General features: G+C 44.1%; 23 protein-coding genes and 1 other RNA gene. 14 read left to right on the forward strand and 10 right to left on the reverse strand.

All coding sequences use genetic code 11. The features are described from left to right. Nucleotides 1-201: 201 nt before the first annotated feature. From rpoE to nagZ, 13 genes are all read left to right on the forward strand, one after another. Entirely contained in the window at nt 202-801 is a 600-nt protein-coding gene (gene rpoE / locus MRK00_11945; protein MDR4518081.1) for an RNA polymerase sigma factor RpoE, read from the forward strand. A gap of 1 nt (nt 802) precedes the next feature. After that, nucleotides 803-1,381, forward strand: a complete 579-nt coding sequence (locus MRK00_11950; protein MDR4518082.1) for a sigma-E factor negative regulatory protein — start codon at nt 803-805, stop codon at nt 1,379-1,381. Next, nucleotides 1,378-2,361 (forward strand): MucB/RseB C-terminal domain-containing protein, encoded by a 984-nt coding sequence (locus MRK00_11955; GenBank protein ID MDR4518083.1) that lies wholly within the window; start codon nt 1,378-1,380, stop codon nt 2,359-2,361. The genes MRK00_11950 and MRK00_11955 overlap by 4 nt, the downstream gene beginning before the upstream one ends. Nucleotides 2,362-2,523: 162 nt before the next feature. Beyond that, nucleotides 2,524-3,930 carry a DegQ family serine endoprotease gene (locus MRK00_11960; protein MDR4518084.1) on the forward strand — a complete coding sequence of 469 codons (1,407 nt, stop codon included), beginning with the start codon at nt 2,524-2,526 and terminating at the stop codon, nt 3,928-3,930. Between the two features lie 12 nt (nt 3,931-3,942). After that, a complete protein-coding gene (locus MRK00_11965) occupies nt 3,943-4,209 on the forward strand; it encodes a glutaredoxin family protein (GenBank protein MDR4518085.1) in 267 nt (88 codons plus the stop codon). Nucleotides 4,210-4,306: 97 nt separating this feature from the next. Continuing rightward, nucleotides 4,307-6,100 carry a translation elongation factor 4 gene (gene lepA / locus MRK00_11970; GenBank protein MDR4518086.1) on the forward strand — a complete coding sequence of 598 codons (1,794 nt, stop codon included), beginning with the start codon at nt 4,307-4,309 and terminating at the stop codon, nt 6,098-6,100. Nucleotides 6,101-6,192: 92 nt separating this feature from the next. After that, the gene (gene lepB / locus MRK00_11975; GenBank protein ID MDR4518087.1) at nt 6,193-6,996 is read left to right on the forward strand and encodes a signal peptidase I; all 804 of its coding nucleotides are present in this window, start codon (nt 6,193-6,195) and stop codon (nt 6,994-6,996) included. 28 nt (nt 6,997-7,024) lie between these two features. Further along, nucleotides 7,025-7,396 carry a DUF4845 domain-containing protein gene (locus MRK00_11980; protein MDR4518088.1) on the forward strand — a complete coding sequence of 124 codons (372 nt, stop codon included), beginning with the start codon at nt 7,025-7,027 and terminating at the stop codon, nt 7,394-7,396. 30 nt (nt 7,397-7,426) lie between these two features. Further along, complete coding sequence (rnc, locus tag MRK00_11985; protein ID MDR4518089.1) at nt 7,427-8,119, forward strand: ribonuclease III; 693 nt, start codon at nt 7,427-7,429, stop codon at nt 8,117-8,119. A gap of 57 nt (nt 8,120-8,176) precedes the next feature. Then, nucleotides 8,177-9,070, forward strand: a complete 894-nt coding sequence (gene era, locus MRK00_11990; GenBank protein ID MDR4518090.1) for a GTPase Era — start codon at nt 8,177-8,179, stop codon at nt 9,068-9,070. Nucleotides 9,071-9,172: 102 nt separating this feature from the next. After that, nucleotides 9,173-9,898, forward strand: coding sequence for a pyridoxine 5'-phosphate synthase (gene pdxJ / locus MRK00_11995; protein ID MDR4518091.1), 726 nt, complete (start codon nt 9,173-9,175; stop codon nt 9,896-9,898). Next, entirely contained in the window at nt 9,895-10,272 is a 378-nt protein-coding gene (gene acpS, locus MRK00_12000) for a holo-ACP synthase (protein MDR4518092.1), read from the forward strand. Before pdxJ ends, acpS begins: the two co-directional genes overlap by 4 nt. A gap of 2 nt (nt 10,273-10,274) precedes the next feature. Continuing rightward, nucleotides 10,275-11,321: a beta-N-acetylhexosaminidase gene (gene nagZ / locus MRK00_12005; GenBank protein ID MDR4518093.1), complete on the forward strand. Its 1,047-nt coding sequence runs from the start codon at nt 10,275-10,277 to the stop codon at nt 11,319-11,321. On the opposite strand, the gene MRK00_12010 is transcribed toward nagZ, so the two are convergent. From MRK00_12010 to tadA, 4 genes are all read right to left on the reverse strand, one after another. Continuing rightward, nucleotides 11,310-14,213, reverse strand: coding sequence for an EAL domain-containing protein (locus MRK00_12010; GenBank protein ID MDR4518094.1), 2,904 nt, complete (start codon nt 14,211-14,213; stop codon nt 11,310-11,312). The two genes, nagZ and MRK00_12010, sit on opposite strands and share 12 nt — an antisense overlap. Then, complete coding sequence (locus MRK00_12015; protein MDR4518095.1) at nt 14,210-15,862, reverse strand: FecR domain-containing protein; 1,653 nt, start codon at nt 15,860-15,862, stop codon at nt 14,210-14,212. Before MRK00_12015 ends, MRK00_12010 begins: the two co-directional genes overlap by 4 nt. A 134-nt stretch (nt 15,863-15,996) precedes the next feature. Continuing rightward, on the reverse strand, nt 15,997-16,476 hold the full coding sequence (locus MRK00_12020; protein ID MDR4518096.1) for a L,D-transpeptidase: 480 nt from the start codon (nt 16,474-16,476) through the stop codon (nt 15,997-15,999). 16 nt (nt 16,477-16,492) lie between these two features. Next, entirely contained in the window at nt 16,493-16,948 is a 456-nt protein-coding gene (tadA, locus tag MRK00_12025; GenBank protein MDR4518097.1) for a tRNA adenosine(34) deaminase TadA, read from the reverse strand. A gap of 148 nt (nt 16,949-17,096) precedes the next feature. Between tadA and prmB the strand changes: the two genes are divergently transcribed. Further along, nucleotides 17,097-17,993 carry a 50S ribosomal protein L3 N(5)-glutamine methyltransferase gene (gene prmB / locus MRK00_12030; protein MDR4518098.1) on the forward strand — a complete coding sequence of 299 codons (897 nt, stop codon included), beginning with the start codon at nt 17,097-17,099 and terminating at the stop codon, nt 17,991-17,993. An 8-nt stretch (nt 17,994-18,001) separates the two neighbouring features. On the opposite strand, the gene MRK00_12035 is transcribed toward prmB, so the two are convergent. From MRK00_12035 to MRK00_12060, 6 genes are all read right to left on the reverse strand, one after another. After that, entirely contained in the window at nt 18,002-18,808 is an 807-nt protein-coding gene (locus tag MRK00_12035; protein MDR4518099.1) for a pseudouridine synthase, read from the reverse strand. Between the two features lie 34 nt (nt 18,809-18,842). Beyond that, nucleotides 18,843-19,172, reverse strand: a complete 330-nt coding sequence (locus MRK00_12040) for a YbaB/EbfC family nucleoid-associated protein (protein MDR4518100.1) — start codon at nt 19,170-19,172, stop codon at nt 18,843-18,845. A gap of 12 nt (nt 19,173-19,184) precedes the next feature. Next, entirely contained in the window at nt 19,185-20,783 is a 1,599-nt protein-coding gene (dnaX, locus tag MRK00_12045; GenBank protein MDR4518101.1) for a DNA polymerase III subunit gamma/tau, read from the reverse strand. 103 nt (nt 20,784-20,886) lie between these two features. Then, nucleotides 20,887-20,985, reverse strand: an RNA gene (gene ffs / locus MRK00_12050) — signal recognition particle sRNA small type. 112 nt (nt 20,986-21,097) lie between these two features. Next, the gene (locus tag MRK00_12055) at nt 21,098-21,604 is read right to left on the reverse strand and encodes a hypothetical protein (GenBank protein ID MDR4518102.1); all 507 of its coding nucleotides are present in this window, start codon (nt 21,602-21,604) and stop codon (nt 21,098-21,100) included. Between the two features lie 6 nt (nt 21,605-21,610). Beyond that, nucleotides 21,611-21,925: a hypothetical protein gene (locus MRK00_12060; protein MDR4518103.1), complete on the reverse strand. Its 315-nt coding sequence runs from the start codon at nt 21,923-21,925 to the stop codon at nt 21,611-21,613. Nucleotides 21,926-22,045: the final 120 nt, after the last annotated feature.

Consider the following 22,045-nt stretch of genomic DNA (forward strand, 5'->3'; position numbering starts at 1 on the left):
GATCGTAACACCAATAAAAAGGTTGGTTATGATTGGCGCGTATTAGATTAGTGAACTTATTCGTTTCGTTTATTGTCTTTTATGATTGTGGTTTATTGGTTTCCGAGATCCATTTGAATAGGTATACTTGACCCGGTTGACATAAAACGAGTTCATAATTTGTTTTATTTTCTTTATTAAAATGTACAAGGATCGGGTAGTATGGGTGATCGGGAAGTCGATCAACAATTGGTGGAACGTGTACAAAATGGCGATAAGCATGCGTTTGATTTATTGGTTGCCAAATATCAACGTAAATTGATACGCTTACTCTCCCAATTTGTTAGAGATCCGGCCGAAGTGGAAGATGTTGCCCAAGAAGCTTTTATCAAGGCATATAGAGCGTTGCCTTCTTTTCGTGGTGACAGTGCATTTTATACATGGTTGTATCGAATAGGTATTAATACTGCTAAAAATTATCTGGTTTCTCAAGGAAGAAAAGCGCCAACATTACACGGTGTGGATACCGAAGAAGCCGAGAATTTTGAAGAAGGTGGTATTTTACGTGAAATGCATACACCTGAAAGTGAACTGATGAGCAAGCAGATTGCTCAAACAGTTAACCAGACACTAGAGGAATTGCCTGAAGAACTTCGAACGGCAATCATATTAAGAGAAATTGAGGGACTCAGTTATGAAGAGATTGCGAGGATTATGGAATGTCCTATAGGCACAGTGCGTTCACGCATATTCCGTGCGCGTGAAGCAATATCTGAACAATTACGCCCGCTACTGGGCACCAGCAAAGATAAGAGGTGGTGAAGTGAAGAATAAGATATCCGAATTAATGGATGGTGAGCTTGCTAATCAGGATGCCAAGAAAATAATTGAAACGCTTAAGAAAGACGCAAGTCTGCAGAATGACTGGGAAACCTACCACTTAATTGGCGATACGTTAAGGCAACACACTTCTTTTTCGGCAGATATTACCCAACGAGTCAGCCAACAACTCAAATCCGAGCCTACAGTTTTTATACCGCAAAAAATCACTTCTGGACATTCAAAATTAAAAGTATTTTCATTTGCAACGGCTGCATCCATTGTTGCGATGGTGACAGCATGGGTAGTGATGGAGGATACTTATCAACAACAGCGTCCAACTATTGTGGCAGAACAAACGAAGAACCAGGTAGAACTAGACAGACCTTTGACACCGGTTTTGGTCTCGCATCCTCAATCGACACGCGCATATCCATATATGGCAGCCGAAGACATGGATAATTATCTTTTTTATCATAACTTCCATAATTTTCATAAAGATTTTCCAGTTGGAACGGCTGCACATGGTCAATCAGTATATATTTATCCTGTGACCGATTTTCATGATAACTATGGTCAATGAAAAGTATTACATTACCTATTTTAGTACTACTGCTCACATTCGTATCTCAGACTGCAAATGCTGAGAATAAGTCACTTCTTACTGAAAGTGCATATGAATGGTTACAAAAAATTGCTGCGGCGCCCCGTCAATTTAATTTTCGTGGAACATTTGTATATTCCGCCGATGGTCACATGGAAACCTCCCAGATTACGCACAGAGTAGACCGGAAAGGTGAACATGAAAAAATAGAAGTTCTGGATGGCATGGCCCGTATCGTCTATAGAAATAATGATGAAATGAAGTGCTATATGCCAAATAGCAAAAAAATTTATACGGAAAAACGCTGGTTTAGAAAATTTTTTCCAGATCTATTGCCACAGCCATCCGAGAAAATCAAACAATATTATTCAATTGTAATAGATAAACAAGTGCGTATTGCGGGATATGATACTCAGGTGATCAAGCTATTACCCAAAGATAACTTGCGATATGGTTATAAATTCTGGGTGCATATCGATTCCGGTTTATTGCTGAAAGCCGCCGTGATAGACAGAAAAAATACAGTCGAGCAATTTGCATTTGCCCAGATTGAAATTGGTAATGAGATAGAAGAAAATCTGCTCGATCCGGAATTGATGCAATCGTCACTGGATTGGAAAACAATTAATCTGTCTACGATTGTTCTAGAGGATGGAGAACTGGCGTGGCAACTTAGCGAACTTCCTGTGGGGTTTAAAAAGATTGCCGAAATGAGGCGAAATCTGGATGGAAAAAGCATGGTGGTTGATCATATTGTATTAACCGATGAACTGGCAACGGTATCGGTATTTGTCGAACCGATTAAAGAAAATTCGTCGTCGCCGATACCTGGTTTTTATTCAAGCCGAGGCGCTATTAATATTTATGTTCGTGAGTTGAACAATAACAAGATTACAACTGTGGGGGAAGTCCCTCTGAATACAATAAAATTGATTGGTGACGCTGTTATTGTCCAGTAACCGGATTTGTTCTGTTTGTCGTGTCGCTTTAAACAATCGTTAAATTTAATTTGCGCTTATTGAGCGCTTTTTTATTGATAGGAAAATAAGCCCTGATTATATCAGGTCATTGAAAAAATGTTTATATTCTTGATGTTAATCGGCTTTCTGAGGAAAAGGATAATGCGCCATCTAACAGTGTTTCTTTTGTTTATTATGTCTTCTACTGTTTCAGCTCAAGCCAACGAGCTGCCTGATTTCACAGGACTGGTTGAAAAGTATGGTGCTACTGTGGTTAATATCAGTACAATCCAGACACAACGGGATGCTGTAGCACAGTTATTTCCTGAGATACCAAATCTACCCAAGGATTCGCCATTTTATGAGTTTTTTAGGCGCCATATGGAGCCATTTTCTTCACCGAGAAGAGCTGAGCCAAGATCAATGGGATCGGGATTTATTATTAGTTCTGATGGTTATATCCTGACGAATGCGCATGTGGTCGAATCTGCAAGCGAAATTACTGTTAAATTAAATGATAAGCGTGAATTTATTGGCGAAGTAATCGGTACTGACAAGAAAACGGATATTGCGTTGATAAAAATTGAGACGGAAGATTTGCCAAAAGTTAATCAAGGCGATCCGGATAAACTTAAAGTTGGTGAGTGGGTAGTTGCGATTGGCTCGCCGTTTGGATTTGAAAACAGTGTAACAGCCGGTATCGTAAGCGCAAAAGGGCGTTCTCTCGCTCAGGAGAATTATGTGCCGTTTATTCAGACAGATGTTGCTATTAATCCGGGTAATTCGGGTGGGCCGTTATTCAACATGAATGGAGAAGTGGTTGGTATCAATTCGCAGATTTATAGTCGCACGGGCGGGTTTATGGGTTTGTCTTTTGCCATACCGATTAACGTTGCGACTGATATTGCAAACCAGCTTAAAACTGCTGGAGTTGTCCGGCGCGGAAGAATTGGCGTAATGATCCAGGAGGTTACCAAAGAATTGGCGGAGTCCTTCGGTTTGACTGAAACCCGTGGTGCATTGGTTGTGTCGGTAGAAAAGAATGGGCCGGCAGATAATGCCGGTATCAAAGCGCGTGATGTTATTCTTGGCTTTAATGGTCAGGAGGTGGAGACTTCGGCTGATTTGCCACGTATAGTCGGTAATACGGCGCCTGACTCCAAGATTTTGGTCAAGGTATGGCGAGATGGTTCAATCAAGAAAATTAAATTGACCGTTGGTGAAATTCCAAGAGAAGAGTCTGATCAACATTTTCACAGAAAACAAAGTCAAAAAACCGAGGAATCAAATCGTCTGGGACTTGCGCTTAGAGAATTGACCAAACAGCAAATGAAGCAAATGGATATAGAAAATGGTTTGCTCGTTGAAAGTGTTCAACCCGGTATTGCCAGCCAGTCAGGTATACGTAAAGACGATATAATTCTTGGATTCAATAGTAAAGATGTGAAAAGTGTTGAACAGTTCAATCAGTTGCTCGATCAAGTGCAGGAAGGAAAAAACATTGCCTTGCTGATCAAACGGGGTGATTTGACAACATTTATTACTATGAAACTTGAAGATGACAGTTGAGCGAATAAATTTATGGTGAAACTCGACGAAACTGCCGGTCTGGTTGTTTATGGACGTGAAGCATGCCATCTTTGCGAACAGATGATACTTGCACTGAAAGAAAAGCAAGCACAGGTATCATTTGAATTCCAAGTGATTGATATTGATGCGGATCCTGAGTTGGTGGCGCAGTTTAATGATAAAATACCTGTTCTCATGTCACGCGCCGATCAAAAGGAAATTTGCCATTATCATCTCGATATCGCTGCTTTGGATGATTATCTTGTCAAATTTCGTTAGAATGCTGCCTCTTGACTTAGATGTTGCCGGTATTTAGCTATTAAGCACATTTAATAGTTCAGATATACTCAACAGATCATCTTTACTGAATAGCCCAATGCAGCGGATACGTAATTTTTCAATTATTGCCCATATCGATCACGGAAAATCCACACTGGCTGATCGTCTCATTCAATTTTGCGGCGGCTTGTCTGAGCGGGAAATGGAAGAACAGGTTCTGGATTCAATGGATCTGGAAAAGGAAAGAGGTATTACCATCAAGGCGCAAACCGTTGCGTTGCACTATAAAGCCAAAGATGGTGAGACCTATTTGCTGAACCTGATTGATACCCCAGGGCATGTCGATTTTTCATACGAAGTTTCACGATCTTTGGCTGCGTGTGAGGGGGCATTGCTAGTAGTCGATGCGTCACAGGGTGTTGAGGCTCAAACGGTTGCCAATTGTTATACAGCGATCGAGCAGGGTGTAGAGGTTGTTCCCGTTTTGAACAAAATAGATCTGCCGGCTTCCGACCCCGAACGCGTGATCGAAAATATTGAAGATGTTATTGGGATTGAAGCGCAGAATGCATTGCGAGTCAGCGCTAAAACCGGCGAGGGAATTGAAGACGTATTGGAGGCTGTTGTCCGCCAGATACCTGCACCGAAAGGCGACCCTGATGCGCCATTAAAAGCGCTGATTATCGATTCCTGGTTTGATAACTATGTCGGTGTTGTGATCCTGGTGCGTGTGATGGATGGTACGCTTAAACCGGGCGACAAGATTTTGTTGATGGCCAGCAAAGTAACCCACCTTTGTGAACAAGTGGGTGTGTTTATTCCCAAATCTCTGAACCGGAATTCATTAAGTGCTGGCGAAGTGGGTTTTGTGATATCCGGCATTAAAGAACTGGATGCAGCAAAGGTCGGTGACACGGTTACCTTATTTAATAATCCCGCAAAAGAACCGCTAAAAGGATTCAAAGAAATCAAGCCGCAGGTTTTTGCAGGATTGTATCCAGTCGAATCGAATCAATATGATGCCTTGCGTGCGGCATTAGAGAAACTCAGACTCAACGATTCATCTCTACAATTTGAGCCTGAGACTTCACAGGCGTTAGGTTTTGGTTTCCGCTGTGGATTCCTGGGGTTGTTGCATATGGATATCGTGCAGGAACGTCTCGAAAGAGAATATGACATGGATTTGATTACAACGGCGCCCACAGTTATCTATCAAATACTGATGCGTGATGGAGCAGTCATTGAAATTGATAACCCGTCACGAATACCTGACTTATCTAAAATTGCTGAAATTCGGGAACCAATTATAACAACAACCATACTGGTTCCTGATGAATTTGTCGGTGCGGTGATTACATTATGTGTGAATAAGCGCGGTAGCCAGAGAAATATGCAATATCTGGGTAAACAGGTCATGTTGACCTATGAGCTACCCTTGAATGAGGTCGTTCTGGATTTCTTTGATCGACTCAAATCGGCAAGCCGTGGTTATGCGTCGATGGATTATGAATTTAAAGAATTTCGAGCTTCAGACCTGGTCAAGCTGGACATATTAATTAATGGTGATCGGGTTGATGCGCTTTCATTGATTGTGCATCGCAGCAGTAGCCAACAGCGCGGGCGTGAATTAGCACAGAAAATGCGTCAGCTCATTCCGCGCCAGATGTTTGACATTGCCGTACAGGCAGCAGTGGGCGCACATATTATTGCCAGAGAAAGTGTCAAGGCTTTACGTAAAAATGTCCTGGCAAAATGTTACGGAGGCGATATTACACGGAAGCGAAAATTGCTTGAAAAGCAGAAAGCTGGTAAAAAAAGAATGAAACGTGTTGGTAACGTGGAAATTCCTCAAGAAGCTTTTTTGGCGATTTTGCAAGCTGATAATAAATAGATCAGATTTTATTCGAGTATGGATCAAATAAATTCTCAAAGGAAGTATAGTGATGCTTATTAATTATTCAGTATATTCAGGAAGGTAAATTCATGAATTTTCCTTTGGTCTTGTTTAGTTTGCTGGTTATAACCGGTGCAGTCTGGGCGCTCGATTACTTTGTTTTGCGGCATAAACGCAAGTCTGATGAAGAAGAACCCTGGTGGATTGAGTATCCTAAAAGCTTTTTTCCGATTATTCTGATTGTATTTTGTCTGCGTTCATTTATTATTGAACCTTTTAAGATTCCTTCTGGTTCTATGATTCCAACTTTAATTGTTGGAGACTTTATTCTCGTGAACAAGTATACCTATGGTATACGACTGCCAGTCATTAACAAAAAAATAATCGACATGGATAACCCCAAAGCGGGTGATGTGCTGGTATTCCGTTATCCGGAAGATCCTTCCATTGACTATATCAAACGTGTTGTTGGGGTTCCCGGCGATATCGTCACATATCATAATAAACAATTGTTTATTAATGAACAAATGGTGAAACAAGACTACGAAGGTGATTATAAATATGTGGAACCGGGTTTGGGGTATATTTATTCGGAAAAATTTGCAGAATATCTTGGCGAAACCAATCACTCCATTTTAATTAATCAGGAAGTGAACGGTTTGCAGTATTCCAGCGTTCGCATGTTCCCATTTCGGGAGAATTGTAAATATAGTCGTACGGGATTTACCTGTACTGTTCCGCCTGGAAATTATTTTACCTTGGGCGACAACAGAGATAGCAGCAGCGATAGCCGGTACTGGGGTTTTGTTCCGGAAGAAAACATCGTGGGCAAAGCATTTATGATTTGGTGGAATTTTGGAGACTTTGATCGAATAGGTCAAAGTATCCAATAGTCGAGAAAAATTTTCTTGGGAGAAAATCATGAATTTGAAAGCAAACCGTTTTAAACAGCAGGGTCTGACATTATCGGGTATGTTGTTATGGTCAGTTGTGCTTGTGCTGGTTGCTGTGCTGGGTATGAAACTTGTTCCCGTATATATTGAAAATGCCACAATCAAGAAAAATTTAGATGCGATCGCTAATGATGCCAGTTTACAAAATGCTAATGCCACCCACGTCAGGCTTGCCTTTAGTAAACGTGCCCAGATAGACAACATCACCGTGATTCGCGAGAACAATCTCAAGATTACCCGTGACAATGGAAAAAACCAACTCAGTGTCGACTATTCGGTTAATGTGCCGTTGTTTGCCAATATTTCACTGCAAATAGATTTTGAGACAAAAAGCAATTGATAATCTCTAAATCGGATTCTTGTAAACAACATGCAAGCTAATCGGAAAAAGATGGTGGATCAGTTTTGTAACCGGCTGGGGTATCAATTTGTTCAGACCGGGTTACTGCAAGAAGCATTAACACACCGCAGTCACAGCGTGACACATAATGAGCGACTGGAATTCCTCGGAGATAGCGTGCTGAATTGCGCAATTGCCGGTTTGATTTTTAAAAGATTTCAAGATGTTCCCGAGGGACGGTTATCCCGGTTACGTGCAAGTTTGGTTAATCAAAAAGCGTTATCGGATATGGCGCTTTCTCTGGATATGGATCAACTGATACGACTGGGTGAAGGTGAATTAAAAAGCGGGGGCAGTCAACGCCCATCGATTCTGGCTGATGCGCTGGAAGCTGTTTTTGGAGCAATATTTGTTGACAGTGATTTTGTGCAGGCAGAAGCTGTGATCACCAGACTCTATACGCCCATACTGAGTACTATCGATCATTCCACCCATGGAAAGGATCCCAAAACATTGCTGCAGGAGTTATTGCAAAGTCAGAAGCTGGATCTGCCTGAATATACAGTTGTAACGACACTTGGAAAAGCGCATCAACAAAAGTTTAAAGTGGAATGCCTGGTGCCTGAATTCAATATACGTACGTTAGGTGAAGGTTCCAGCCGCCGCAGTGCGGAACAGGCCGCGGCAAAAAAAGCCTATGAGTTGGCGAACGTTGTTAATTAGTTATCACATAACTATTTGAGTAGACGAAAAAACGTTTTATGGTGAGCTATTTTCAGTATGCTGTCTGATTCTCATTTTCGTACTGGATATATTGCCATCGTAGGTCGTCCGAATGTGGGTAAATCAACCTTGCTCAATAATCTGATACAACAAAAAATCAGCATAACGTCCAGAAAGGCGCAAACAACGCGTTATAGAATCAGTGGTATTTTAACCGACGGACTTGCACAGTTTATCTTTGTCGACACACCGGGTTTCCAAATGCGGTACAAAAATCGTATGAATACTGCTATGAATCGTGTTGTGTCCCAGAGTATGTCGGATGTCGATGTGGTTTTGTTTGTAATAGAAGCGCCGCGTTTTGATGAACAGGATCAGCTTGTGTTAAGCCTGTTGCCCGAATCTGTTCCGGTCATACTGGTTGTTAACAAGATAGACAAGTTGGCGGATAAAAACCAGCTATTGCCATTTCTTGAAGCGATGGAAAAAAAATTCAACTACGCGGCGATAATTCCGGTCAGTGCGGAAAAACAAACACAGCTGACAAAACTTATTGATGTGATTCGCCCGCATTTGCCAGAAAATCCCCCGCTATTCGCTGCGGATGAAATTACCGATAAAAGTACACGATTTATTGCAGCCGAACTGATTCGGGAAAAATTGTTTCGCCTGATTGGAGACGAAATTCCTTATTCAACAAGTGTTGTTGTCGATCAATTTACCGAAACAGAAAAATTGAGCAAAATTTATGCCACAATTTTAGTGGACAAGTCCGGGCAAAAGGCTATAGTCATTGGAAAAAACGGTGAGAAACTTAAGCTGATCGCGAGTCAGGCGCGCAAAGAAATGGAAAAGCTTTTCGATAAAAAGGTGTTTTTGCAGGTTTGGGTTAAAGTGAGAAGCGGGTGGGCGGACAATATTAATATCCTGAAAACACTGGGACATGAATAACCTTATTTGTCAGAAAATGCGGCATCGTTAAAGCGTACATATCGTATATTGCAAATTGATTGATAAAACTGATTCATTAGACCTTATCCGGAACAAAACATCATGGTTGAACTTGGCGTTAATATAGATCATGTAGCTACTCTGAGACAAGCGCGTGGTACTCCGTATCCGAGCCCGATCGAAGCCGCAGTGATTGCTGAATCAGCAGGTGCAGATGCGATTACATTGCATTTGCGTGAGGATCGGCGACATATTCAGGATCAGGATGTCATCGTGCTGCGGGACTTGCTTAAAACACGCATGAATCTGGAAAGCGCAGTGACGTCTGAAATGATCGATATTGCACTGCAGATCAGACCGCACGATATCTGTCTGGTTCCAGAACGGCGTGAAGAGCTGACTACAGAAGGTGGACTCGATGTTATCAGACATTTTGAGCAAGTTAAACAAGCATGCGGCCAATTGAGCGATGCGGGTGTGCGCGTTTCATTGTTTATCAATGCCGATTTCGAACAAATTGATGCCGCAATCGGTGCTGGCGCACCGGTTATCGAAATCCATACGGGTAGCTTTGCTGATGCTACGACCATGGCTGAGCAGACAGATGAACTTGAAAAAATAAAAAAAGCTGTTGCTTACGGGGTTAACCGGAAGTTAAAAGTAAATGCTGGCCATGGTTTGCATTATCAGAATGTGCAAGCAATTGCGGCAATTCCGGGAATTTCGGAGTTGAATATCGGTCACGCGATTATTGCCCATGCACTTTTTGTTGGTCTGGACAAAGCGGTTCAGGAAATGAAACAACTGATATCTGGAGCAAGTACGTGATCTACGGTATTGGCACAGACCTGGTTGATCCTGCAAGAATTGCGCGTTCACTAGAGCGATATGGGGATAAATTTGCGCGACGAATTTTAACCGATCCTGAGTGGCAGGAATATCAAAACAGCAGTAAGCCCGCATTATTTTTGGCAGGCCGCTTTGCTGCCAAGGAAGCGCTTTCAAAAGCAATGGGAACGGGCTTGCGTCATCCAGTCAATCTGAACTTTATCACCATTACGCATGATGGGTTGGGTAAACCCTATTTTGAATTTCACCCGGAGCTGGACCGATTGATCAGCGAGATTGGCATTATCGGTCACTATCTGTCGATCAGCGATGAACGTAACATCGCCTGCGCTTTTGTCGTTCTGGAGAAATAATCATGTCACTCGGGCCCGTCATGCTCGATATAGCCGGTTGTGATCTTACTGACGAAGATAAAAGGCGTCTGCAACATCCGCTGACTGGCGGAGTCATTTTATTTTCACGCAATTTCTCCTCTCAAAAACAATTGATCGCACTGACTCAGGAAATCAGGTGCCTCAGAACGCCGCATTTGTTAATTGCGGTTGATCAGGAAGGCGGGCGGGTACAGCGGTTCAAGGAAGAATTTACACGGCTGCCCGCAATGCGCGAACTCGGTAAAATCTGGGATTTACACCCGGCGCGAGCCCGTCAGCTTGCCAGGCATGTGGGTTATGTTCTGGCTGCTGAATTGATAGTCAGTGGTGTTGATTTGAGTTTTACACCGGTACTGGATGTTGATCACGGTCACAGCAGTGTTATTGGTGATCGCGCGTTTCACCGTGAACCGCAGGCAATTTCCGATCTTGCCCATGCGTTGATGCAGGGACTAAAAGCAGGGGGCATGCAGGCTGTCGGTAAACATTTTCCAGGGCATGGTTTCATACAAGCGGACTCGCATCACGAGAAATCGATAGACCATCGTCAATATGCCGATATTGAAATGGATGATTTAATTCCGTTTCAACGGATGATTGATTTTGGTATCGCTGGTGTGATGGCCGCGCATGTGATCTATTCCCAGATCGATCAATATCCGGCGGGTTTTTCACGGTTTTGGCTGCAAAAAATTTTGCGCGGGGAATTACGGTTTGAAGGCTGCATTTTTAGCGATGATTTAAGCATGAAAGGGGTCGGCCACTTTAAGACTATCGTATCGCGTGCATATGCCGCGCTTGAGGCGGGGTGCGATATGATTCTGGTGTGTAACGATGCACAAGCGGTTGACGAATTATTGGGCAAGCTGCAATGGAATATATCTGCAGCCACCCTTGCGCGTTATGCGCGCATGCACGGTAAGCGGTATTTTGTTTCCATGACAAAATTAAGGGAAGATGCTGCTTATGTTCAGGCGATACGGGAAATCAGCGCCATAGGTGATCCGAACGAAATATTACCCTTTTAGCGTTTCCCTTTTACTGATGGCTGGATCAAAGGCATCGTTTGTTTTGCCGGTATTTTTGTTGTTTATATTAATCAGTGCGAGCAAGGCATTATAGGGAACAGGCCTGCTGAAATAGTAGCCTTGCTGGTAGTAGCACTGGTGTTGAAGTAGAATTTTGGTTTGTTGGACTGTCTCGACGCCTTCAGCAACCACGATCAGCCCCATATTGATACTTAAGCCGATAATTGCCTGAACAATTTTTAAATCATTTTGATTCTGATCGAGCGTGCGCACGAAAGACTTGTCGATTTTCAGGATGTCAATGGGAAGTTCACGCAATAAAGTTAACGAAGAATAACCCGTTCCAAAATCATCCAGCGCGATTAAAATTTCAAGTTCCTTGATTTTTTTTAAAATACCTCCGACGCGATCGATATCATTGATAATGGTGCTTTCGGTGATTTCGAGTATTAACGAATGGGATGGTAAATTGGTATGCTGCAAAATTGATACAATGGTTTGCAGAAAATTTGCATGCAGTAACTGACGAGGATTGACGTTAACCGAGATCTTGACGGGATAACCCAACTTCAAAAGCTGATGGGCAGCGCTACAGGAAACGCTTAATACCAGTTCTCCGAGTTGCTCAATCAGGCCGGCATTTTCAGCAAGCGGAATAAATTCACTGGGTGATAAATAGCCCCTGGTTGGGTGTGGCCAGCGAACCAGTGCTTCCATCCGGGCAATATGATGTGTTTCTGCATTAATTATCGGTTGAAATAAAACTTGCAGTTCATTGTTTTTGATTGCGGAGCGTAATTCCTTCTCCATTTCAAGCCGGTCGCGTGTCCATACTTCAGTGGATTTGGAAGAATAGAATTCAAAGCGATTGCCGCCATCGCGCTTGGCACGATACATTGCTGTACCGGCCCGTTCTAAAACAGCTTCACTGGTTTGTCCATTTTTCGGATAGAAACAGATGCCGATGCTGGCGGAAACAAATACTTCAAGTTCGTCGATTTCAAACCGCTGGTTAATGACATCAAGAATTTTCTGGGCCATTTCCGACGCCGAATCAGTGTCGCTGAGATAATCAAATAACAAGATGAATTCATCCCCTCCCCAGCGTGCAATAAAATCGTCATGATGCAAAACGCCATATAAACGTCGGGAAACCATCTTGAGCAATTTGTCTCCGGCTTGATGTCCCATGGCATCATTTATTTTCTTGAAATTATCCAATGTTACAAAGAATACGGTAAAAATTTTTCCGGTATCCTGGGTTGCCTGTATCATTTGATCGAAGCGGGACAGTAATGTTGAGCGGTTTGGCAATTTTGTCAGGCGATCATAGTGTTCCTGGTGTGCGATCCGCTGCGTCAGCTCAACGGTATCGCTAATATCGGTCATGGCAATTACAGACCCCAGGCGTATTTTTTGTTGATCATACAGCTGGTTTTGGGTAATCCGGACAGTCAGTTCGTTACCCTGTGTTGTTATTAAACTGCATTCAAGGGCTTCAAAACTATCCGAACCGTCTGTCAGTATGTTTTTGATGGCGGAGACGCAGATTGGATTTTCATGTTTTGAATTCAGATGCAGTATTTGTTGTAGCGCCTTTCCCTTAATTTGATTGAATTCGGACTTCAAAATATGTTCGGCGCCCTTGTTGATATAAACAACATGATTATGTGCATCGGTTATGATAACACCATCTCTGATTGCTTCCAGAGCGGTGCTCGAACGTACACTCGAAATCAGAAACGAGCTTAAAAACTGGTTAATGCGCTGCCAGTTCCACAACGGATAGATTGCCACAGTGCCCAGTAACGCCGCGGAGGGTGAAATCCAGATATGATGAATTTTCAGTAGATGATAAATAATAAATAAACATGCCATCAATAAGATCGAGAGGAGTGGAATTGTCAGATTTCTTTTTGCCCAGCTAATTCCCATTAGGATAATGGATATCCACAAAACAGATAACACCGCAGTCCATGGTTTGGAAAGTGCATGAATGGCGCGATTATTTTGCAGCATCGAATAGACATTCGCATGCCACTCAACACCTGTCATGAGTTGCCGGTTTATGGGTGATACCGGTGTGGTAAAACGCGCGCCCAGGCCTGCAGCGGTCATGCCGACTATAACGGTTTTGTCTTTGAGGCTGGCAAGAATATCATCGTTGAATAAAACACTTGCGTAAGAGACTTGACGAAAACTTCCGGATTTTCCAGCATAGGGAATCAGTATCTCGTTCGAACGAAACCAATGTTTCAACGGATCAGTTGATTGTTTATATTCATTGTTCAGTCCATGTGGTTTTCTCGCAGTTGTAGGGTCAGCCAGAAGTAGCGCCAGCGCAGGCCAGGCAGGTTCGTTGATGCCTGCATATAGAAAAACACGCCGTGCAACACCATCGCTGTCAAGTTCCACATCGACATGCCCCAAGACGGCATATTGTCTGAACAGCGGGTGTGGCGCAGCCAGATATATTGAATCCGGATCAGCCGCTGACAGGGGTGCGACTGGCAGTATGACGTTTCCGTGCGCCGCAATTGCCGTGGCCAATAACTCGTCCGCATGGGAATCATGGTTTTGCAGTTCTGAAAAAAGCAAGTCCAGTGCAAGTTTTTTATTGTCAATCGATTTCAATCGGTTAATCAATTCTGCATGTATGCCCCTTGACCACGGCCAGCGTCCTAAAACACCGAGGCTTTCTTCGTCGATCGCCACAATAATCGTGTCGGAGTCCTGCGGATATTGGATGAGTGACGACAATTCATCATAGATGACGAAATCCAGACGTTCCAATATTTCGGAATAAGCGATGATTGCGACTGCAGTAATCAGCAGTGCGATACGCAATACAAAGGTATTGTACTGTGCGCTTAAATTTTCCAGTGAAATCATATTAGAACGAGAAGCGGCAATAACAGTAACAGCATCAGCCAGTAGGGAATATCACGCGGAATTTCGATGGTTTGGAGCGGCCCCCAAGGGCCTTCAAAACCGTCGGATTCAATTGTTTTGATGCGCAGATAATAAGTCCCGCCGGGCGGTTTTTCTATGGACATTCGAGAAGCCGGTGTAATTTCGTCAACAATGATATCGGTAAATGTTTTATCACGAGAAAATTGAAAGTTGAAACTTTGTCCTTCGGCAACACTACGCCAGGCGAATGTCATTTCTTTTTCATCCAATTGCGTTTCGTCAAGCGAAGGCCCTGGATAAGGCACTCTGAAGGGCATGGTGTCGCTGAACGGGCCCATGCCTTCACTTGGCGAAACCGAGGCAATACGCCAGAAATAATGACCAGGTGCTAGTGATTCAGGCAAAGATAAATTGTTTTCCTTGATTTCAGGATTGAAATAAACCAGGTCTGTAAAATCAGTGTTTCGGCTAATCATCAGGGTGTAATGCGTTGCTTCAGACTGAGTGGTCCAGTTAAATTTCTGATTTTCTGGTGTTGTTACACCATCTGGCAAAGGGGCGCTAACGAAGGGGGGGGCCGGACGTGCATTGAGTGAGAAAGCAATGACGGCATCTTTTCCTTCAATCCCGGATTCATCGATGCCGCGAATTCTTAACCAGTAATCTCCGTCCGGAATATCACCATCACGGAAGGGGAGTGTTGCGGTAGTAAATTCAGATAGCAAATGGTCAAATGCTTTGTCCAATGCGATTTGTGTGCGATATGCCTTGGCGCCTGCTAATGGGGCGAGATGAATCGCGAGTGGAAGACTTTCGTAGTAGCGATGTGTATCGGATAAATCGGGGGGCGGCAGAAGTGTTACCGGTTGTGCAGGCGGAGCGCCTATAGCGGTTACCGTGCCGAACCCTGTGGGTACTTTGACTTTTCTCTTTTCACCACTGACATCGATGTTGCCCGTAAGAACCTCACTTGAGGTGCTGGATTGCGATGCATCTATGCCGACACGAAAAGCCGTTCCTCTGACAGAACTGATTGCCGAGGGTGTTTGTATCCTGAATCGCGTACCTTTGGAAGAATCTTTCCGAACTGAGTTTTCGGTACGTCCTTGTTCCAGATAAATCAACGTATCAACCAAGCCATGGTCACCAAATATACGCATTTCTTTCAAGCGAACTTGGCTGTTTTCTTGAATACGCAATTGTGAGTTATCGCTAAATTCAATGGTAACGAAAGAATCGTTCTCACTCTGAATCAAATCACCTGACATTAACTGCATACCCGATACCGCAGGGATTATTGCTTGATTGGCGCGATGGACAACCGCTGTGCCGTGGACACTGACAATTTTTGCCTGCGTATTCCCAACCAACCGAGTCCAGGACAGTGGTATTCTCAGTTGTGTGCCGGGCGGTATGACATAAGGGTTCTTAATGTTGTTCAACTGTTGTAAACGGCTTATATACCGCATATCCGTCAGATGGCGCTCGGTGAGATTCCACAGATTGTCTCCAGGCCTGACGGTGTATATCCATTCTTCTGCAATAGCGCAAGAAGGCAAACCAATTAAAGCAGCAATCAAAAAGCAATGGAATGTATCAAACCCGGTAACGAAAAGTCTAATATGCATAATAATCCATCATCGCTAATTCCAAATTGTTTGGTTTTCGATTGAGTCGAATGATTAATTAAGTGGTATTGACACTGAAATACTGAAAATGTCAGGTTTCCAGTCAAGTGTCTGCATTACCGGCTTTGCTGTTGTTATTGAATGATGTTGACTTCCGTGCCTGTGGTAACGTTGTTAAACAACTCCAGCAGATCGTTATTGGAAATGCGAATGCAACCAATGGAACCCGGTTTCCCCATTTCCACACTGTCTGGACTGCCATGAATATAGATATAGCGACGCATGGTATCTACAGAGCCGAACCGGTTAAAACCAGGTTCGCAACCGGACAGCCATAGAATACGCGTCAATATCCAGTCTCTTGCAGGATATTTCTGTCCCAATTCCGGTGTATATATTTCTCCCGTAGGTCGACGACGTATGAATACCGTATTGATGGGCTGTCCTGAACCAATTTTGGCGCGGATAATATGCTTGCCCAACGGGGTGCAAAAGCTCCCATATTGCTGTCCCGTGCCTTTTTTTGCAGTAGAAATCCGATAGTGCTTAATGACTTGACCGGCTGCGTTCAGTAAGTCAAGTTGTTGCCGCTTGATAGAGATATTGATTTTCATAATATCTTCATTCCTGCTACTTTTTGGACTGGATTTGATGCATTTTACGCCTTTGCGAAAAAAAATGCTTAAGCATCATACTGGCCTCATTAACCAAAACGCCACTTTTAACCTGCATGTGATGATTCAGCCGGGTTTCGGCGGGCAGATCAATTACACTGCCGCACACGCCTGTTTTAGGGTCCGCAGCGGCATAAACCAGGCGTTTGATTCTTGCATGAAACAGCGCGCCAATGCACATGATGCAGGGCTCCAATGTAACATAGAGCGTACAACCGGGCAGGCGATAATTATTTAAACGGTGTGCGCTATCCCGTAATGCCATAATTTCAGCATGCGCTGTTGGGTCTTGGGTGGTGATGGGACAATTATGTCCGTAGCCAATAACATTTTCATCATGCACGACTATCGCGCCGACCGGTACTTCACCGAGCATCTGTGCCTTTGACGCTTGTTCGAGTGCCAAACGCATAAACTTGATATCATTATCGATTTTTATCACTCACGCCAGTTTGATACATTGTTTAAAAGGTTCAGGTCATCCAGTGGGTTAATATGCTACATTTGCATATTTAATTTTCCCAGCTTCGTGTGCTTTGATCATAATCAGTTTAGAATACATGTTTACTCAGGATAAAACGCAATTATATACAATACGCGATCTGCTGCGTTTTGCTGTCAGCAGCTTCAATCGGGCCGGACTTTTTTTTGGTCACGGTTCCGCCACTGCTTATGATGAAGCCGCTTATCTTATACTGCATGCCTTGCATTTGCCGCTGGAGCAGCTGGAACCCTTTCTTGATGCAAGACTTACAAGTGATGAGTTTGATCAGGTATGGGCAATCCTGGAGCGGCGTATCACAGAGAAAAAACCTGCCGCGTATCTGACGCATGAAGCCTGGTTAGCCGATTATTCCTTTTATGTCGATGAACGCGTTCTCATACCGCGTTCATTCATCGCAGAGCATTTGCAAAATCAGTTGGAACCCTGGATTGCCGATCCTGGTGAAATCCATACTGCGCTGGATCTGTGTACGGGTTCAGGTTGTCTGGCCATATTGATAGCGCTGGCATTTGAACATGCCGAAGTCGATGCTGTAGATATCTCAGATGATGCGCTTGCCGTTGCTGAAAGAAATATTGCAGACTATCAATTGCAGCAGCAGGTTCATTTGATCCAGTCCGATTTGTTTGGCGGATTATCCGGTAAGCGTTATGACCTGATCATCAGTAACCCGCCGTATGTCAATGCGCAATCCATGGTTTCATTGCCTGAAGAATACCGGCACGAGCCGATCAACGCGCTTGCCAGCGGTGTGGACGGACTGGATGCAACACGACGGATTTTAGCCGATGCCGCCAATTATCTGACTGATCAAGGATTGCTCATTGTTGAAATCGGTCATAACAAAGAAGTGCTGATGGAGGCGTTTCCCCGGTTGCCGTTTACCTGGCTTGAAACCAGTGCGGGTGATGGTTTTGTTTTTTTGCTCAATTGCGATCAGCTTGAAGACTGACCCGTGTATCAAGGAAGTAGCGTTAGCAAACGCCGTGTTTCCTTTTCATCAAGTTCCAGCCATTTGCCGCGCTTGATACGCGGGGGCAAATTGACCGGCCCGAATCGAACGCGCATCAGCCGGCTGACCATAATGCCGAGTGCTTCAAACATGCGCCGGATTTCCCGATTCTTTCCTTCTTTTAGAATAACACGGTACCAGCGGTTGATTCCATCGCCACCGTGTTCGGCAAGCTCGGTGAATGAAGCAATGCCATCATCCAGCTGAATACCGGTTGTCAGTTGTGTGATTTGATCGGCGGTCAATTCCCCAATGATACGCACCGCGTATTCGCGTTCAACTTCAAAGCGTGGATGCATAAACCGATTGGCCAGCGAACCATCTGTGGTAAATATCAACAAACCGCTGGTTTTGAAATCCAGACGTCCGATTGCAACCCATTTGGAAGACCTGAGATGCGGCAGTTTTTCAAAAACCGTCGGGCGGCCTTCCGGATCATGCCGGCTGACAATTTCACCTTCAGGTTTGTGATACAGCAGCACACGGGGCAATCGTTCAGTCAAATCAAAATGGATAACGCGCTTGCCGATCTGAACTCTGTCTTTTGCGTTGACACGGTCGCCGAGTATGGCGATTCTGCCATTGATACTGACTTGCCCTGAAGCGATCAATGCTTCCATTTCACGTCTGGAGCCCAGTCCCTTTTGCGCTAAAAGTTTCTGCAGCTTAAAGGTGACAGCCGTGGTGGAAGAATTATGTTTTTCAGATACAGGAGACCGCATCGGCGTTTTTTTCTTGCCGGATCTGAAAGGCATTTTTGCAGGCATAAAAACGTTTGACTGCTTTGGACTAGAACGGCAGTTTCATGCCGGGTGGCAAACCGAGTCCACCGGTGAGCTCGGCCATTTTTTCCTGGGTTGTCGTTTCAACGCGGCGTACAGCATCATTAAAAGCGGCTGCAATCAAATCTTCCAGCATTTCCTTGTCATCCCCGTCTCCAACGAGACTGTTATCGATTTGCACGCTTTTCACATCGTGGCGGCAGGTCATGACGACTTTGACCATTCCTGCACCCGATTGGCCTTCGACTTCCATTGTGGCCAGTTTTTCCTGCATTTGCTTCATATTTTCTTGCACCTGCTGCGCTTGTTTCATCATATTAGCAAGGTTGGCTTTCATGATGTGTCTCCTTTAGTTTTGAATGGGTTTGATTGAAGATTCTATGATTTTTGCATCAAAATTATCCACCAGCTCCTGTACAACAGGATCTTTTTCAATGGCTGCTATTGCTTCGGTCTGTTTCGTTTCATTTTCAAGCTGGTTAATCGCCGCCGGTGTTAAGCCGGTAATGCTGCCAATGGCAAAATTGAGTGTCACCGGTTTTCCAAAATGGGTATTCAGCGCGGCCTGTATCGTATTCTGATATTTCTTGTCTAACAAGTATTTGTGCACTTCCGGGACAAATAATTCGATTTTATCACGGGTTAGTATTTTGGCTTCACTATGTTGTGCCAGCATTTTAGCCATGCCGGTCAATTTTAATTGTTTAACCAGATCGTTCCAGTCAGGTATTGTGTTGCTGTTCGACGAAGATGTTTGCGCAGTGTTGTTTGTCTCTGAAAGTGTTTTTTTTATGGCATTATTGGGCGCTTGTTGTTGCGGTGCCAGTGAATGGTGTTGTTTTGGCGAGTCCGTTTCCAGATGGTCGGGCATAAACGTCAACATGCGTATGAGTGTCATGGTAAAGCCGGCGTATTCATCCGGCGCAAGGTTCAAATCATTGCGTCCATGTATTGCGATCTGATAAAACAATTGAATATCTTCCGCCGTAAATAGCTGAGCCAGTGACAAAATATGTTGATATTCCGGTATGTCCTCATTGATTGACTGCGGGACTGATTGCGCCAATGCGATACGGTACAGCACCGTTGCCAGATCCTGCAAAGCCGTTTCAAATGACAGGCACTGTGCTTCCATCTCTTCAGCCAGGGATAACACCTGTTGTCCGTTTCGAGATGCCAATGCATCGAGTAGATCATAGAGATAGTGTTGATCAATTGCACCGAGCATGTCGCGCACCGCATTTTGGGTTACCGTGCCTTCACCAAAAGCGATTGCCTGATCCAGAATACTCAAGGCATCGCGCATGCTGCCTTGGGCGGCTTGTGCAATAAGCACCAGAGCGGCTTCATCGGCCGATATGTTTTCTTGAATTAAAATATTTTCAAGGTAGACTGCAATGCGTGTTGCCGGAATTTGTTTTAAATTAAATTGCAGGCACCTGGATAATACGGTGACCGGTATTTTCTGAGGATCTGTGGTGGCCAGGACAAATTTGACATGTGCAGGTGGTTCTTCAAGCGTTTTCAGCATTGCGTTAAACGCCGATTTGGAGAGCATATGCACTTCATCGATGATATAGATCTTGAATCGTGCGCTGGTTGGTGCATAAAGTGCATTCTCGAGCAGATCGCGCATATGATCGACCTGAGTATTCGATGCGGCGTCCAGTTCGATCAGATCAATAAAATTGCCGCCATCGATTTGCATACAGGCTGCGCAGGTTCCACACGGTGTGGATGAAATTCCTTTTTCACAGTTTAATGCTTTGGCCAGTATGCGTGCAATTGTGGTTTTTCCAACGCCACGTGTACCAGTGAACAAGTAGGCATGGTGTAGCCGATTTTGTTCGAGCGCATTTCGCAGCGCCCTAACGACGTGTTCCTGCCCGGTCAATTCAGTAAAATTCTTGGGTCGCCACTTACGTGCGAGGACTTGTGATTGGACCACTGTCGTTAAAATAAGGTAAAACCAAATGTATATTATAGCAGGTCGGTTGACGCCATTACATTGACCTGTGTTGCAGAACAATTTTGTATATAGAAATCAACAGGGTGGCGAGCCAAACCCCCGGCACTTGCAAGAAATAGCTGTGGCTGCTTCCTTCCGGACCTGACCAGATTCACTACTTTGCAATGCGGGGAGGCCCGCCATTGAAAAACAGAATGTTTTTACGAGGCGTGAGTATACCAGTACGCAGATTGTAAACAAAGTGCTTTACAAAGTTTGTCTGATAATTCCACAGGCGCAATAATGAGAATGCGCTAATTTTCTTTTTCTGCAGACAGTTTCTGATCGGGTTTATGGCCGTTTTCCTGCGCTGAGCGGAACAGATATCCGGCGATTGCGCCGAGAATACCGATGGCTGCGGTCAATTGTTCCGATGTGTCGACAATCAGTACCAGAATAATGGTGCCAAACACAATGATAATGAGGCCGGCCCCACTTACGATATCTTTAGGTTGTGCATCTTTCTTGAGTTTTACCAGAAAAAACAACACGATACTGAGACATAACAGACACATCAGGGAAAGAATAACGACATAATAGAATTCATTTTTTACGCGGACAAATTTGATAGAACTTGTTGGGTCGACAGCGCTTATTAGTGAATCGGTTTCTTCCAGGGTGATTTTGTCAAAAACCTTGTCAAATGACAGCGCCTCGAGTTCCGATGAATTATTTGCCGAAACCGGCGATGGAGCAGTAGCTTGCGTATATGCGCCTGGAGATACTAACAACAGCAGAATGAATAAAACAATTGTTTTCATGGTTTTCTATTCTGCTCCTTCCAGGATACCTCTGTAATACGCCGCTTTTAAATGATTGCCTGAGGCGAGCGCTTCCTCAAGCCGGTTTTTGTACTCACCAATCCAGCGTTCTTTTTCCTCACCTTCCATGGTATTGAGTATTTGAATCGCGCGTTTCATTTTTTCGTTAAGACGTCTTTTGACTTCATCGGGAGAAAACTGTTGTTGATAAACCGATGCCGGAGGGAAATCGTCCCTGTATTTTTCCAGTGAACCTGCCAGAGCGGGCGAAACCATCAGCGTTGATACAATGGCTATGCCAAATACTGCTACAATTTTCATAATCTGTTTCCTTTCCAACTTTTTAACGTGTCACAAAGTACCGCTATGGATTTCAGTTATCATCACTTGATCTGAGAAAATAGTCAATGCGAAGCGTAACGCCATGAATTACTGAGCGAC

The organism is Nitrosomonas sp. (assembly GCA_031316255.1).
Lineage (GTDB): Bacteria > Pseudomonadota > Gammaproteobacteria > Burkholderiales > Nitrosomonadaceae > Nitrosomonas.